Raw genomic sequence first — 13,000 nt, 5'->3', positions numbered from 1 at the left:
CGAAGCAGCGGTTTTACCGCTGCTCCATCGCCGCTTCCCATTCTGTCAGGAAGGCGCGGCGGTTGAGTGGATCGAGGTAGACCATCAGCGCAGGACCAAGCCGTATCGGTCCGAATCCCGTGGTATCGGCCGTTCCTGACGGCCTGAGCGGGGGCAATGGCCAGTCCCCGCGTTCTTCCCTGAGGCCAAGCGTGGCCAGCATGTCGATCATGGCGCCGGCATCTTCGGGGCGATCCGAGGTTTTCGGAATGATTGCTGTGCGCAGCATGACATTCGCGAAATCCTGCATCCTGAGAATCTGGACCCGACCGCCGCTGTCGCGGGCGATCCGTTCGGCGGCGTAACTGCCGAGGACATTGTACGCGAGGGCAAGTCTGCCTTCCGCCACGTCGTCGATCATCTGTCCGGAGCAGCAATACAGCTGCGGATCCAGACGCCCCATGACCTCGGACAGGCGCCAGTAGGCGTCCGTGGAGCGTGCCTCCTGCGTTGCGAAAAGGTAGCCAAGACCACTGTCGCGCACGTCATATGTGCCGACGGCGCCACCGAAGCTTTCCGGGTTTTCCCTGAGCAGGGTGATGAGATCCTGCCGCGTGGTGGGTATCTCCAGACCCTTGAAACGGTCTGTGGACAGCACAACCACCGCCGGTTCGGAGGTGAAGGCAAAGATCAGATTACGCCACCGCGCCCAGTCGGGGAGAGCTTCGGTCCTGTCCGATCGGTAGCTGAGCGCACGGCCGTCATTGGCCAGACGGAACTGAAGATCCATCGCCGAAGACAGGGCGAGATCGAAGTCGGCACCGCCCTCGATGGCGGTATAGAGTTCGGCCGAGGATACCACGGTATAGTCGATGGACAGGGCCGGACGGGTACTTTGGAATTCCAGCAGATAGGGCTCGAAAACGTCCAGATCGGCGGTGGACAGAATGCGGAGGGTGGCGTCTGACGTTCCGGGGTAGTGGCGGTGATCCTCCACATCCAGTGCGGCCGCCAAGGTGGCCCAAAGAGTCAGGACAACGGCAAGACAAGCGCGACGCATGCGCCGGTTCCTCCTTCTGCGGATTTCAGTTCCAGTCTCCCACCATGGGCGGACAGGACATCTTCGGCAATCGTCAGGCCAAGACCTGATCCCACGATGCCTTGCGTGTTGCTGCCTCTGCGGAACCGTTCGGTCAGGGCCTGGGCCGGACCTTCGCCCAGACCAGGTCCTTCGTCCGAAACAGCAATGCGGGCCTCGGTGCCGCTGGTCGTTATCCGAAGCGTGACATCGGTCTCTTCAGGCGAATACTTGATCGCATTGTCGAGAACATTGCGCAGCGCATTCTCCAACAGGACAGGATCGCCCGCCACCTGCGCGTAAACGGTGAACAGGCGCAGTCGGATGTCTTTCATCGACGCTGTCGGCTCTAACCCTCCTGCGGTTTGTTTGGCCAGTTCCGACAGGTCCACAGGCACGCGGGCAAGGTCGTCGGCCCGGTATGTGACGGTTGCGTGATCGAGCAACTGCCCGGCAGAGCGCGAGCTTTCATCAACAGCCCGGATGATCTGACGCAACCGCTGTTTTTCGGATTCGTCTTCCACCGAGCGAAGCGCAATTTCGGCCTGCGCGCGTACGGTTGCCAGTGGTGTGCGCACGCGATGTGCGGCTTCCGCGATGAAATCTTCCGAGCGGCGAATGGACTGACCGAGGCGTTCCATCAATCGGTTAAGAGACGACATGAGAGGTGCAAGCTCGGTTGGTGCATTCCGGTGCAGGGGGCGCAGGTCCGACGGACCACGACGAGAGACCGCCGCTGCAATCTCGTTCAGTGGACGCAGGGATGTGCGCGCTGCGATGGCGGACAGGACAACCGCGATCACGAAAAATGCGACGGACAGGAGCGCGGCCAGGCGGGACAGGTCTTCGGAAATCGTTCCGACGCCATTGCGGGTTTGCGCAACGGTCACCTTCACAGGGATCGGTTGGGTGCCTGCCAGAACAAGCCGCGAGACAGAGGCCATGCGCACCGCCTCGCCGCTGAACTCCCCGGTGTCAAAGGCGATCTGACCCGGAGCCGGGGTGTCACTCAGCGCGGGCAGATCGTCGTATCCGGTCAAGAGTTTGTCTCCTGCCATGACCTGATAGAACACCCGGTCTTCGCCTATGGCTCCCAGCATGGAGAAGGCGGAATAGGGAAGTTCGAGCCGAACTTCGCCCTGCTCCGAGCGCAGAGTTTCGGCAATTGTCGTCGCTGAGGCTGCAAGAACATTGTCCTGTGTCCGTTCGGCTGCTTCGCGCGCGAGACCGGTGACCATCCACCAACTCAAGACCGACAAGAGCGCAGCGACCCCGGCCAACAACAGAGTCAGGCGCCGTCCGATGGAGCCAGTGCCGATCACGCTTCGCCCGTCTCCATGCGGTAGCCGAGACCGCGCACCGTTTCGATGCGGAGATCCATCCCGTCGATCCGACGCCTGAGCCGGCCGACATAGACCTCGATGGCGTTTTCCGTAACTTCGGCATCGTAGGAAAACAGGCGGTCCATCAACTGGCTTTTCGACAGGATCTGTCCGCGATGACGGGCAAAAACCTCGAGCAGGCGAATTTCGCGGTTGCGCAGGTCTATCGTCTGCTCGCCGTGGCGCAGGGTCCCGGCGAGCGGGTCGAAGATCGCGTTTCCAAGGGCAATCTCATTCCGCGCTTCACCGCCCCTGCGGCGCAGGACGGCGCGGCAGCGGGCCTCGAGTTCGGAGAAGTCGAATGGCTTGGTGATGTAGTCATCCGCCCCCTGGTCCAGTGCGCCCACACGGTCAGAGACCTGAGACCGGGCAGTGAGCACGATCACCGGCGTTTCAAGATGCGCCCGGCTGCGGGTGAGAAAATCCCGTCCGTCCCCGTCCGGCAGCATCACATCCAGAAGAATCAGATCGTACTGGGCCGCAGCGAGGCAGTCCTCGGCGTCGGCAAGGCTGGCCGCGTGATCGACCGCGTGACCGTCCAACGCGAGGCGGTTCACGATGGCATCGGCCAGTTCCCGATTGTCCTCGACCAGAAGATACCTCACCCAATTTTCCTCTTTTTCGGCCGTGTCAGGCTTGTGTCAGCTTTGTGTGGTGATGTTGGAGCATGGGCGGCGGAGGACCGCCTGTCAAATGGGAGGATATGACATGAAAATCACCATGACCCGTCGGGTCGTGATGGCGGCTGCTGCTGCCACACTGGCATTCTCGGGAACCGCACAGGCCGGCGGCCATCAGGTTCTTGAGCAGCTGCACTTCATCATTCCGGGTGGCGCTGGCGGTGGCTGGGACGGCACGGCGCGCGGCACCGGCGAGGCGCTGACAGGCGCGGGCCTTGTCGGCTCGGCCAGCTATGAGAACATGTCGGGCGGCGGCGGCGGTGTGGCAATCGGCTACATGATCGAAAACGCCGAGAGTCTCGACAACACGCTGATGGTGAACTCCACGCCGATCGTGATCCGTTCGCTCACTGGCGTGTTCCCGCAGAGCTTCCGGGATCTGACGTTGGTCGCAGGTACCATTGGTGACTATGCGGCACTTGTCGTTCCGACAGACAGCGCCATCGAGAACATGGACGGCCTGCTGGCTGCGTACAAAGAACAGGGGCCCGACTTCGCAGTGGGCGGCGGATCGGTCCCGGGCGGCATGGACCACCTCGTCGCGGCGATGGTGATGCAGGCGGCGGGCGAAGACCCGACGGCTGTTAACTACATTCCGTATGACGCAGGCGGCGAAGCGATGGCCGGTCTGCTTTCCGGAGAGATCGACGCGCTGTCCACCGGCTTCTCGGAAGCCATCGCGCTCGCGGAACAGGGCGAAGTGCGTATCCTTGGTGTGACCGCGCAAGAGCGCGTTCCCGCATACGATGCGGCACCGACATTCATGGAACAGGGCATCGATACGTCCTTCGTGAACTGGCGCGGCTTCTTTGCTGCTCCCGGCACCTCGGACGAGAAAGTGGCCCAGTATATCGCGGCGCTGGAAGCGATGTACGAGTCGGACGCGTGGGAAGAAGTGCGCTCGCGCAACGGCTGGGTGAACATCTGGAACCCCGGTGCCGATTTCCGCACCTTCCTCGAAGGTCAGGAAAAAGAGATCGGCGATCTGATGAAGACGCTGGGCTTCCTGTAAGCTTCTGATCCTCCAGTCCTGGCGCCCGGCAGAACGTGCCGCGTGCGCCGGGACACCATTGATGGCGTCGCCCTCACAAGGGCGACGCCTCGGAACCGGCTTTTTCTAGGGAGGGACTGGCCATGGCGCTGGATCGCTGGATCGCGCTCATTTTCATCACGTTCTGCTGCGCATATGGGTATCTGGCCTTTTTCACTATGGACCAGCTGCTGCCGCCGTTCATGCAGCGCAATCCGGTGTGGCCGTCCACCTTTCCGAAGGTGCTTTCCATTCTCGGGGTGATCGTTGGGTTGATCGTCCTGCTTGGCCTGGAAAAGCAGACCGACGCATCCGAGCCGTCGGCCACCGAAATCAATTACCGGCGGTTGCACGAATACAAGCTGGGACAGGCGTTGATGCTGCTGGGACTGATGGTGGCCTATGCGCTGGCGCTTCGGCCTGTCGGCTTTCTGTTGGGCACGACACTGTTTCTGATCGCCGGAAGCGCCGTACTTGGCGAACGCAAGTGGCATATCATGATCCCTGTCGCGATGATTGCAACAGGCTGTGTCTGGTATCTCGTGCAGCAGGTGCTTGGCATCTTCCTGCGGCCCTTTCCATTTTTCATGGGGATCTGAACCATGCTCGAAGGCATCATGATCGGCCTGTCGGCCGCGTTTTCGATCCAGAATTTGCTCATGGTCATCGCAGGATGTCTGATCGGGACATTCATCGGCATGCTGCCGGGCCTTGGCCCGATGTCGATTATCGCCATCATGATCCCTGTCGCGATCACGCTGGGTGATCCGACAGCGGCACTGATCCTGTTGGCCGGAGTGTATTACGGCGCGATCTTTGGTGGATCGACCTCTTCCATTCTGCTGAATGCGCCGGGTGTGGCCGGGACGGTTGCGACCAGTTTTGACGGCTACCCGATGGCGCGAAAAGGGCAGGCGGGTAAAGCCCTGACCATCGCCGCGGTGGCGAGTTTTGCTGGCGGCACCATCGGGGCGATCCTGTTGATGATCTTTGCTCCGGCCCTGTCGTCCGTCGCGCTTCTGTTCCATTCGGCAGAGTATTTCGCGCTGATGGTCGTTGGTCTGTCTGCCATCGCCGCGTTCGCCGGTACCGGGCAGGTTGCCAAGGCACTGATGATGACCATCCTTGGTTTGATCCTGGCAACCGTGGGCGAGGGCGCTTTGTTCAACATGCCGCGCTTCACGCTTGGCCTGATGGACCTGCAGTCGGGGATTTCCTTCATCACGCTTGCAATGGCGATGTTTGCGCTGCCCGAGGCCATGTTCCTTGTCCTGAACCCCGCGCGTGGGGCAAGCGGGGCCGAAGCCGGGTCGGGCAAAATCACAAACCTGCGGTTTTCCCGTGAGGAGGCCAAGGCGATGGCTCCGGTTATCGGGCGCCAGTCCGTTCAAGGGTTCTTCATCGGGGTTCTGCCGGGAGCCGGTGCGACAATCGCCTCTTTCCTCGGCTATGCGGTGGAACGCAATATCGCGAAGGGTGAAGAGCAGGCCGAGTTCGGCAAGGGTTCGGTCAAGGGGCTGGCCGCTCCGGAGACGGCGAACAACGCCGCTTGCACCGGGTCCTTTGTGCCTCTGCTCACACTGGGTATTCCCGGTTCGGGAACCACGGCCATCCTGCTCGGGGCGCTGATCGCGCTCAACGTGACACCGGGGCCGCGGCTTATGACCGACACGCCCGAGGTGTTCTGGGCGGTGATCATTTCGATGTTCATCGGCAACCTCGTTCTGTTGATCCTGAACCTGCCTCTGATCCCCTACATCGCAAAGATCCTTGCGATCCCGCGCAATTACCTGATCCCCTTCATCCTCTTCTTCACCCTGATGGGCGCCTATATCGGTCAGAACAACGCGACCGAGCTTCTGATCCTTGTCGGGCTTGGTGTGATGGCCACCATCCTGCGCTTTGCCGATTACCCGCTGGCGCCGCTGCTGATCGGGTTCATTCTGGGGACCATGCTGGAAGACAATTTCGCGCGGTCGATGCAGCTGTATCGGGGACTCGATTTCGTCATCGAGCGACCGATGACCCTTGGACTTTTGGTGCTGGCCCTGTTGCTGGTCCTCCTGCCAAGCTATCGGGCACGCCGGGCGCGCAAGCGGGCCGAGGGCGTTGCCGATGGCGACTGAGCGATCTCCCGGACCCCTTTCCGGGGTCCGGGTTCTTGATCTGACGAATGTTCTGGCAGGTCCGTTTGCCTGTCATCAACTGGTCCATCTCGGGGCGGAGGTCATCAAGGTCGAAGCGGTTGGGCGCGGCGATCTTGCGCGCAACCTCGGAGCCGATCCCGAACTCTCGTCGCGCGGCATGGGTATCAGTTTCCTGGCGCAGAATGCCGGGAAACGCTCACTGACGCTGAATCTCAAAGACCCCCGGGGCAAAGACGTTCTGAAAAACCTTGTCGCGACGGCGGATGTGCTGGTCGAGAATTTTCGCCCCGGCGTGATGGATCGGTTGGGCCTTGGCTTTGACGCCTTGACGGCAGAGAAACCCGACCTGATTTACTGCGCCATTTCTGGATTTGGACAGACAGGACCATGGGCGGATCGCCCGGCCTATGATCAGATCGTGCAGGGGGTGTCCGGGGTGATGTCGATCACTGGGGACGCGGATAGCGCACCGCTGCGCGTCGGCTATCCTCTTGCGGATACGATCGGAGGTCTGACTGCCGCCATGATGATTACGGCGGCTCTTAATGCCAAACTTCGTGGCGCATTCATCGACGTGTCGATGCTCGAATCCGTTTTGGCCACGATGGGGTGGGTGGTGTCGAACCACCTTGTCGGCGGGGTGGCGCCACGGGCCAATGGCAACGAAAACCCGACCTCGGCGCCGTCCGGCGCTTTCCAATGTGCAGACGGCCTGATCAACATTGCTGCCAACAAAGATGAACAATGGGAAATCCTTGCCAAACATCTTGGCCGCTCGGACCTGCTGGATAAACCGGACTATGCCACCCGCGAGGATCGCAAGGCCAATCGCCTCAGGCTCAGAGCGGAATTGGAGACTGTGCTGACGACCCGGCCCGCGCGGGACTGGGCACGCGAACTGAACCGGTTGGGCGTGCCCGCTGGCGCGGTCATGTCCGTTCCAGACATCCTTGACCACCCGCAGGTGGCGGGTCGGGCATTCGTGTCCCGGTTCGATGCGGTTCCCGGTCTGGACAGTTCCATCGATCTTGTCACACTCGGAGCGATGGTCGACGGTCAGCGTCCCACGGTCGACACCCCGCCACCGGCGCTCGGTCAGGACACCGACGAGATCCTGACCGCCCTTGGATATGACCGAACTGACCTTGAAACCCTGCGCAGGGAGGGCGTGATTTGACCGATACATCAGATGTTGCGGATTGGTGGCGGACACGAATTGTCGACATGGAGCCGGGCCGCATTCACCTGCGCGGGCGTCCGGTTCAGGAACTGATCGGCAATACCGGCTTTGCGCAGATGATCTGGTTGATGGTCATGGGCACCGAGATCACCGGCCACCGTGCGGCGCTTTTCGAAGCGGCTCTGGTGTCGGCGGTCGATCACGGGCCGCAGGCCCCCTCCATCGCTGCCGCGCGCATGGCGGCAACCTGTGGCATCGGGCTTCAGTCAGCGATGGCCACCGGGCTGAATATTCTCGGGGACGTACATGGCGGGGCGGGTGAACAGGCCATCGGGGTGTACCGTCTGTGCGAACGCGCCGGGCCAGAGGCTTTGAAAGACACGCTGGATACCTGGCGCGAGGCCCATGGGCGCTTCATTCCGGGTTTTGGGCATCGGTTCCACAAACCCGTCGATCCCCGTGCACCGCGACTGCTTGGCCTTGTCGATGAAGCAGCAAAAGCTGGAGCGGTTCCCGGCGCCTATGCCGAAATCGGCCGTGCGATCGAGCGGCAACTCGCGGAAGAACGCGGGAAACCCGTGCCGATGAACATCGACGGGGCAACGGCGGTGATCTATGCAGAGCTGGGGTGCCCCCCACCTCTGGCACGCGGGTTCTTTGGCCTGTCACGGTCAGTCGGTATTCTGGCTCATGCGTGGGAACAGACGGAGCAGGGGGGGCGCAACAAAGGGCCGATTCCACCCCGCTACAGATGGACATATGACGGCGATTGACGGTCTTTTTCGGGATACTGCGCAGACACTTCTGATCGGTGCTCTGGGCGCGCTTTCATTCTGGCTTATCGGGTTCCCCGCTGCGGCTCTGACAGGGCCGGCGGTTGCCGTGTCATTGGCGGCGCTTTACGGGCTGCGGGTGGTGATCCCGCCGATGCTGCGCGATGGGGTGTTTCTTGTCCTGGGGGTGCAGATCGGCAGCACCGTCACGCCCGAAGTCGTGGCGACGGCGCTGGCTTGGCCTTTGTCCCTGGCAGTCCTGACCGTGACGCTTGTGGCGGTTCTTCTCGTGGGCAAGGCCGCCCTGATCCACGGATTTGGCTATGACCGCATGACGGCGTTGCTTGCGGCGACCCCGGGCCATCTGAGCTACGTGCTGGGCCTGTCGGCCGAGCTATCGGCGGACGTTCCGAAACTGGCGCTGGTTCAAACCATGCGGGTGCTCATGCTCACGGTTCTGGTACCGGTTCTGATCGCTTTCTGGGGCGTCGAGGGGAACGCGTCGCTTATGGACCGGGGCATGATCTCGCCCGTTGCATTGATGATTGTCCTGCCGCTTTCGCTGGCCTTGGGGCTGCTGTTCAAGCGCATGGGAGTTCCCGCTGCCTTGCTCATGGGAGCGATGGCCGTCTCGGGCGTCGGGCAAGGGGCTGATCTGAGTCCGGGGACGCTTCCACCCTGGCTGACTGTTGCTGCGTTTGTCTGCATGGGCACTTTGATCGGCACCCGCTTTCGTGGCCTCGATCGTGTCGGGCTGTTCGGCGCGTTTCTTGCCGGCATCGTGTCGACGTTGATTGCGTGTCTCGTGGCGGCGCTTGGGGCGTGGGTCTCGGCCGGAATAGTCGGATTGCCGGCGGCGGCTCTGCTTCTGGCCTTCGCACCCGGAGGGGTCGAGGTCATGGCGGCGATTGCCATCGAAACCGGGCTGGAACCTGCTTTCGTTGCGGCACATCATGTGTTCCGGCTGTTCGCGCTGAGCCTTTTGATACCGATCTTTATTGCGCAGGACCGCCGGGGACAGAAGGGCCAGCCCCGGCGCTGACCCAACCTCATCAACTGCGCTGTTTGTAGTAGGTGTCCTTGTGGACGATCTTACCGTCCTTGAAGGTGAGGATATCGACACTCAGAAACTCTTCGACCGTGCCGTCCTTGTGGGTCGCGGTGCGTCTGTATTCGCAAAAGGCCTTGTCGCCAGCGATACGGCAGTCGAGCGTTTCCCAGTGCACGTTCTGCACTTTTTCGAACAGCCCGGCAAAGACGCCACGAATGGTCTCGGCACCTTCGAAGCGCAGGCCATACGGCTCCGGTCCGGCGGCATGATCAAACACGGCATCGTCCGCAAAGAAAGGCATCACGGCGTCGATATCGTTGGCGTTGAACGCATCGCCGATGGCATCGACAAGGTCACGGGTCAAATCTGTCATGGGTCGTCTTTCACGTCAGGCCAAGCATGGCGCAGGTTTTTGAGAAGAAGGTGCTGGACGGATCCGCCAGCACGTTGAGTTCGTCGAAATGGTCAACATCGGGAACGATGTAGAGGCTCACCGCGCGCGTATCCGTGTTGAACGCGTCCACGTACATCCTGGCCTGGCGGTGAAACTCGTCGGTTTCTGCGCCTCCCACCACGACCATCTGCGGAGCCTGTGTCGCCGGGGGATGATGGGTCATCGGACTTTCTGCCTCGGCCTCGGCTGCATCCATACGAATGCCCGCATTGAGTGCCTCGGTCAGGCGCACGGGTTCGAGATAGCTGAGGGGGGACACGGGGATACCCGCCTTGATCAGATCGTGGGGCAGGTCGTCGCCGAAAGCGCTCCAGTCGGTGGCCATCATCATCTGGGTAATGTGGCCTCCTGCGGAGTGTCCCATGACGGTGATCCGATCCCGGTTCAGACCAAGATCTGTCGCGTTCCGCCAGATAAATGCCATCGCCTCGCGTGCCTCTTCCGAAATCCGGGTTATGGTGACGGTCGGGCAGAGATCATAGCCTGCAATAATGACGTTCACTCCGGCTGCGACAAAGGGCACGGCCAGAAAAGAGTAGATCGACTTGTCGCCGCGCTGCCAGTAGCCGCCATGGAAATAGACCAGCGTTGGCGCGCCTGCATCGCCACAGGAAAACACGTCGATCTTCTGTTTCTCGCCGGTTCCGTAGCGGATATCGAGTCTGCAGCTCAGGCTGCTGCGGGCCGCTTCGCTGTCTTTCGTCCATCTGGGAATGACCGTTACCTCATAGTCCGGTCTCCCGGCGCGGAGGTTGTATTGCGCGTCGAAGTCCTCGGGCGAGAAACGGGTGTGATAGGTGAGGGGATCGCTCATGTCAGAGCCTCCGTTTGTGGCGCGGCGAAGAAGGTACCCCGGCAATAGACCAGCGGAGGAACGGACCGATGCGCGTAGTGCTGGACCCGTCCCAACAGTATTTCATGATCGCCTGCATCGACGCGGTCGTGGACGATACAATCCAGATGCGCCGCTGCACCCGGCAAGTGCGGCGCGGTGTGGCCTGCTGTCCACTCCGTGTCAGTAAAGCGGTTTTCGACATTGCTGGCGAAATGAAGGGCGAGATCCCGCTGCGCGGCAGACAGGATGTTCACGGCGAAATGGCCCGACATTGACAGAGTGGGGAACACGCGGCCGGATTTGGCGATGCAGACCGACACCACCGGCGGCTCCAGCGACACCGAGGTGAAGGAATTGGCCGTCAGACCCCATGGTTGATGATCGGTGTCGTAAGCGGTGACAACAGTGACGCCAGTCGGGAACGAGCCAATGGCGCGGCGGTAGTCGCGGGTGTCCATCACAACACCCCTTCGCTGGCGCAGGCTTTTTCCAGCGCTGCCCATTCATCGGGGTTTGTGCCGAAATGGCGCATGACGTGGTTCTGGTAGGCCGGACGCTGTGCAAGGCGTCGATACCACGCTTCGACATTCGGCAAAGGCGGGCGCTCGACCTCTACGTTGAAATAACGGTAGGCCACGCAGCCCAGCGGAATGTCCCCCATGGTGAAGTCGTCACCGCAGACATAGGGGTGGTCAGCCAGGTGCGCATCAAGGATCGTCAGCGCCTCGTGCGCCTCATCCCGCAGCTTTTCGATTTTGGTGGGATCGCGCCGGTCGGGTTGGGTGCGCACGGTGGCGAAGAACAGGTAAATCACCGGTCCGAAGGCACGGCTGGCGGACCATTCCATCCACTGATCCGCAATCGCGCGGGTCTGGATATCGGACGGGCTCAACATGCCCGCACCGTAGCGATCGCACAGGTAGCGCACGATTGATAGACTTTCCCAAAGCGCAAAATCGCCATCCTTGATCGCGGGGATCATGCGGTTGGGGTTGATCTTCGCATAGGCGTCCGTTTCCAGCTTGCCAAAGCTGCCACCGGCCAGTTGAAGCGTGTAGTCCAAGCCCAATTCATTGGCTGTCCAGATTACCGGGATGACGTTCGATGAATACGGTCGGCCCCAGATCTCAAGCATGTTCCAGCACCCGTTTTTCTGCAATCGACTGCGTGCCGAACTTGGGCACCACGTGTTCGAACAGGCGGTCCCAACTTGCGAGGATCCTGGAATAGGGTACGCCAGTGTATTGCTGCATCAGCATGAGATGGTCGAGGCCGATGGTCTCCTGTTTCTCGGCGAACCGCTCGGCCACGTAGGCGGCGTCGCCCACAACGATGATCCCGCGCTTGTTGAGGAAATCGAACCAGTCCATCGCGTCGTCCTCGGGCGTCATTTCTTCGTCGATGTCGAGGTAGCCGTGTTTCGTCCATTCGCCCTTGGGGCGCGAGCCTCCGAGGAATTCGTAATAGGCGTTGATCGGCCCCCGGATCGTGTTGACTGCCTCTTCCATGCTTTCACCAACATAAAATGCCGTACAGACACCCACGCCTTCACCGAGTTTCACATCGCGCCCTTCGCGTTTGGACAGCGCGTCGCGATAGGGCTCCCAGCAGGCCCGGGTCGCCTTGGGGCCAGCGGACATAGAGATCACGCCCCAACCCTGTTCGCCTGCCAGCTTGAACGTCGGCGGCGCGTTGGACATGAGCCAGACCGGCGGGTGCGGATGGGTGTAGGGGCGGGGATGCACATACATCGCTTTGTATTCGCCATCGGCGTCGTGATAGCGCGGGTCGGGCGGATCGAAGAACCGGTTGGTTTCTTTCCAGCCCGGAACCGGAAACTGGTAAAACTCACCGTGATGGGTGAATGCCTCGTTGGTCCACGCTTTGAGAATGATCTCGAGGCTTTCCTGATAGAGCCGCATCACCTTGGCATTGTCGCGCCTGTCCGCATCGCGGTTGAACTGGATTGTCGAACGTTCGTTGATGCCCTTGGCGACACCGAAATCGAACCGGCCCAGCGTCATGTTGTCGAGCATTGCCGCATCTTCTGCGACACGCAAAGGGTGCCAGTCGGGAAGGATGATCGGGGCCGTCCCCACACGAAGGGTTTTGCAATGCGCGGCGACATGGGTACACATCTGGATCGGGTTGGGCGGCGCATTCATGTAGCCGTTATGCGCGAAGTGATGTTCGGTGAACCAGGCGGTGGTAAACCCGGCCTGTTCGGCGAGGGCACATTGCTCAAGGATCATTTCAAGGGTACGGGTCCAGGGTATGGTTTCACCGGGGCTGAAGTTCGCTATGAGATCAAAACGCATGACACCTCCCGGGTTCCCGATGCTCGTGAAGTTGAATTTTCGAGTCATTTTTAACTAAGTTGAATTTTCGGAAGAAAATCAACTGAAATGTTT

Annotated in this window: 14 protein-coding genes; 6 read left to right on the top strand and 8 right to left on the bottom strand. The window is 61.1% G+C overall.

All coding sequences use genetic code 11. The features are described 5' to 3' along the window. Nucleotides 1-13: 13 nt before the first annotated feature. From MGEO_RS15910 to MGEO_RS15900, 3 genes are read right to left on the bottom strand one after another with little or no spacing between them, the layout of a single operon-like run. Nucleotides 14-1,039 carry an extracellular solute-binding protein gene (locus tag MGEO_RS15910; protein ID WP_085640048.1) on the bottom strand — a complete coding sequence of 342 codons (1,026 nt, stop codon included), beginning with the start codon at nt 1,037-1,039 and terminating at the stop codon, nt 14-16. Next, entirely contained in the window at nt 1,009-2,379 is a 1,371-nt protein-coding gene (locus tag MGEO_RS15905) for a sensor histidine kinase (protein WP_085640045.1), read from the bottom strand. Before MGEO_RS15905 ends, MGEO_RS15910 begins: the two co-directional genes overlap by 31 nt. Next, entirely contained in the window at nt 2,376-3,044 is a 669-nt protein-coding gene (locus tag MGEO_RS15900; protein WP_085640042.1) for a response regulator transcription factor, read from the bottom strand. Before MGEO_RS15900 ends, MGEO_RS15905 begins: the two co-directional genes overlap by 4 nt. Nucleotides 3,045-3,147: 103 nt before the next feature. Here MGEO_RS15900 and MGEO_RS15895 point away from each other — a divergent pair, with 103 nt between their 5' ends. The 6 genes from MGEO_RS15895 to MGEO_RS15870 all read left to right on the top strand — a co-directional run bounded on the left by MGEO_RS15895 (nt 3,148) and on the right by MGEO_RS15870 (nt 9,291). After that, on the top strand, nt 3,148-4,131 hold the full coding sequence (locus tag MGEO_RS15895; protein WP_085640158.1) for a tripartite tricarboxylate transporter substrate binding protein: 984 nt from the start codon (nt 3,148-3,150) through the stop codon (nt 4,129-4,131). A 122-nt stretch (nt 4,132-4,253) separates the two neighbouring features. After that, nucleotides 4,254-4,748 carry a tripartite tricarboxylate transporter TctB family protein gene (locus MGEO_RS15890; RefSeq protein WP_085640039.1) on the top strand — a complete coding sequence of 165 codons (495 nt, stop codon included), beginning with the start codon at nt 4,254-4,256 and terminating at the stop codon, nt 4,746-4,748. Between the two features lie 3 nt (nt 4,749-4,751). Continuing rightward, on the top strand, nt 4,752-6,275 hold the full coding sequence (locus MGEO_RS15885; RefSeq protein ID WP_085640035.1) for a tripartite tricarboxylate transporter permease: 1,524 nt from the start codon (nt 4,752-4,754) through the stop codon (nt 6,273-6,275). Beyond that, a complete protein-coding gene (locus MGEO_RS15880; protein WP_085640032.1) occupies nt 6,265-7,473 on the top strand; it encodes a CaiB/BaiF CoA transferase family protein in 1,209 nt (402 codons plus the stop codon). Before MGEO_RS15885 ends, MGEO_RS15880 begins: the two co-directional genes overlap by 11 nt. Then, entirely contained in the window at nt 7,470-8,249 is a 780-nt protein-coding gene (locus MGEO_RS15875; protein WP_085640029.1) for a citryl-CoA lyase, read from the top strand. The genes MGEO_RS15880 and MGEO_RS15875 overlap by 4 nt, the downstream gene beginning before the upstream one ends. Continuing rightward, a complete protein-coding gene (locus MGEO_RS15870; protein ID WP_158091030.1) occupies nt 8,236-9,291 on the top strand; it encodes an AbrB family transcriptional regulator in 1,056 nt (351 codons plus the stop codon). The genes MGEO_RS15875 and MGEO_RS15870 overlap by 14 nt, the downstream gene beginning before the upstream one ends. A gap of 10 nt (nt 9,292-9,301) precedes the next feature. On the opposite strand, the gene MGEO_RS15865 is transcribed toward MGEO_RS15870, so the two are convergent. The 5 genes from MGEO_RS15865 to MGEO_RS15845 are packed head-to-tail and all read right to left on the bottom strand — an operon-like array spanning nt 9,302 to nt 12,907. Further along, complete coding sequence (locus tag MGEO_RS15865; protein ID WP_085640023.1) at nt 9,302-9,673, bottom strand: nuclear transport factor 2 family protein; 372 nt, start codon at nt 9,671-9,673, stop codon at nt 9,302-9,304. A 10-nt stretch (nt 9,674-9,683) separates the two neighbouring features. Beyond that, nucleotides 9,684-10,568 carry an alpha/beta hydrolase gene (locus MGEO_RS15860; protein ID WP_085640020.1) on the bottom strand — a complete coding sequence of 295 codons (885 nt, stop codon included), beginning with the start codon at nt 10,566-10,568 and terminating at the stop codon, nt 9,684-9,686. Next, nucleotides 10,565-11,047, bottom strand: a complete 483-nt coding sequence (locus tag MGEO_RS15855) for a flavin reductase family protein (protein ID WP_158091029.1) — start codon at nt 11,045-11,047, stop codon at nt 10,565-10,567. Before MGEO_RS15855 ends, MGEO_RS15860 begins: the two co-directional genes overlap by 4 nt. Further along, nucleotides 11,047-11,724: a glutathione S-transferase family protein gene (locus MGEO_RS15850; RefSeq protein ID WP_085640013.1), complete on the bottom strand. Its 678-nt coding sequence runs from the start codon at nt 11,722-11,724 to the stop codon at nt 11,047-11,049. The genes MGEO_RS15855 and MGEO_RS15850 overlap by 1 nt, the downstream gene beginning before the upstream one ends. After that, on the bottom strand, nt 11,717-12,907 hold the full coding sequence (locus tag MGEO_RS15845) for an LLM class flavin-dependent oxidoreductase (RefSeq protein WP_085640010.1): 1,191 nt from the start codon (nt 12,905-12,907) through the stop codon (nt 11,717-11,719). Before MGEO_RS15845 ends, MGEO_RS15850 begins: the two co-directional genes overlap by 8 nt. Nucleotides 12,908-13,000: the final 93 nt, after the last annotated feature.

The organism is Marivita geojedonensis (assembly GCF_002115805.1).
Classification (GTDB): Bacteria; Pseudomonadota; Alphaproteobacteria; order Rhodobacterales; family Rhodobacteraceae; genus Marivita; species Marivita geojedonensis.
Note: the sequence above shows the minus strand (reverse complement) of the source record. Positions and strands in the feature narration are given on the sequence as shown.

Bases quoted from the DNA above. Each gene is read 5' to 3' on its own strand.
- MGEO_RS15910 (WP_085640048.1), bottom strand. From the start codon at position 1,039: ATGCGTCGCGCTTGTCTTGCCGTTGTCCTGACTCTTTGGGCCACCTTG.
- MGEO_RS15895 (WP_085640158.1), top strand. From the start codon at position 3,148: ATGAAAATCACCATGACCCGTCGGGTCGTGATGGCGGCTGCTGCTGCC.
- MGEO_RS15890 (WP_085640039.1), top strand. From the start codon at position 4,254: ATGGCGCTGGATCGCTGGATCGCGCTCATTTTCATCACGTTCTGCTGC.
- MGEO_RS15885 (WP_085640035.1), top strand. From the start codon at position 4,752: ATGCTCGAAGGCATCATGATCGGCCTGTCGGCCGCGTTTTCGATCCAG.
- MGEO_RS15880 (WP_085640032.1), top strand. From the start codon at position 6,265: ATGGCGACTGAGCGATCTCCCGGACCCCTTTCCGGGGTCCGGGTTCTT.
- MGEO_RS15870 (WP_158091030.1), top strand. From the start codon at position 8,236: ATGACGGCGATTGACGGTCTTTTTCGGGATACTGCGCAGACACTTCTG.
- MGEO_RS15865 (WP_085640023.1), bottom strand. From the start codon at position 9,673: ATGACAGATTTGACCCGTGACCTTGTCGATGCCATCGGCGATGCGTTC.
- MGEO_RS15860 (WP_085640020.1), bottom strand. From the start codon at position 10,568: ATGAGCGATCCCCTCACCTATCACACCCGTTTCTCGCCCGAGGACTTC.
- MGEO_RS15855 (WP_158091029.1), bottom strand. From the start codon at position 11,047: ATGGACACCCGCGACTACCGCCGCGCCATTGGCTCGTTCCCGACTGGC.
- MGEO_RS15850 (WP_085640013.1), bottom strand. From the start codon at position 11,724: ATGCTTGAGATCTGGGGCCGACCGTATTCATCGAACGTCATCCCGGTA.
- MGEO_RS15845 (WP_085640010.1), bottom strand. From the start codon at position 12,907: ATGCGTTTTGATCTCATAGCGAACTTCAGCCCCGGTGAAACCATACCC.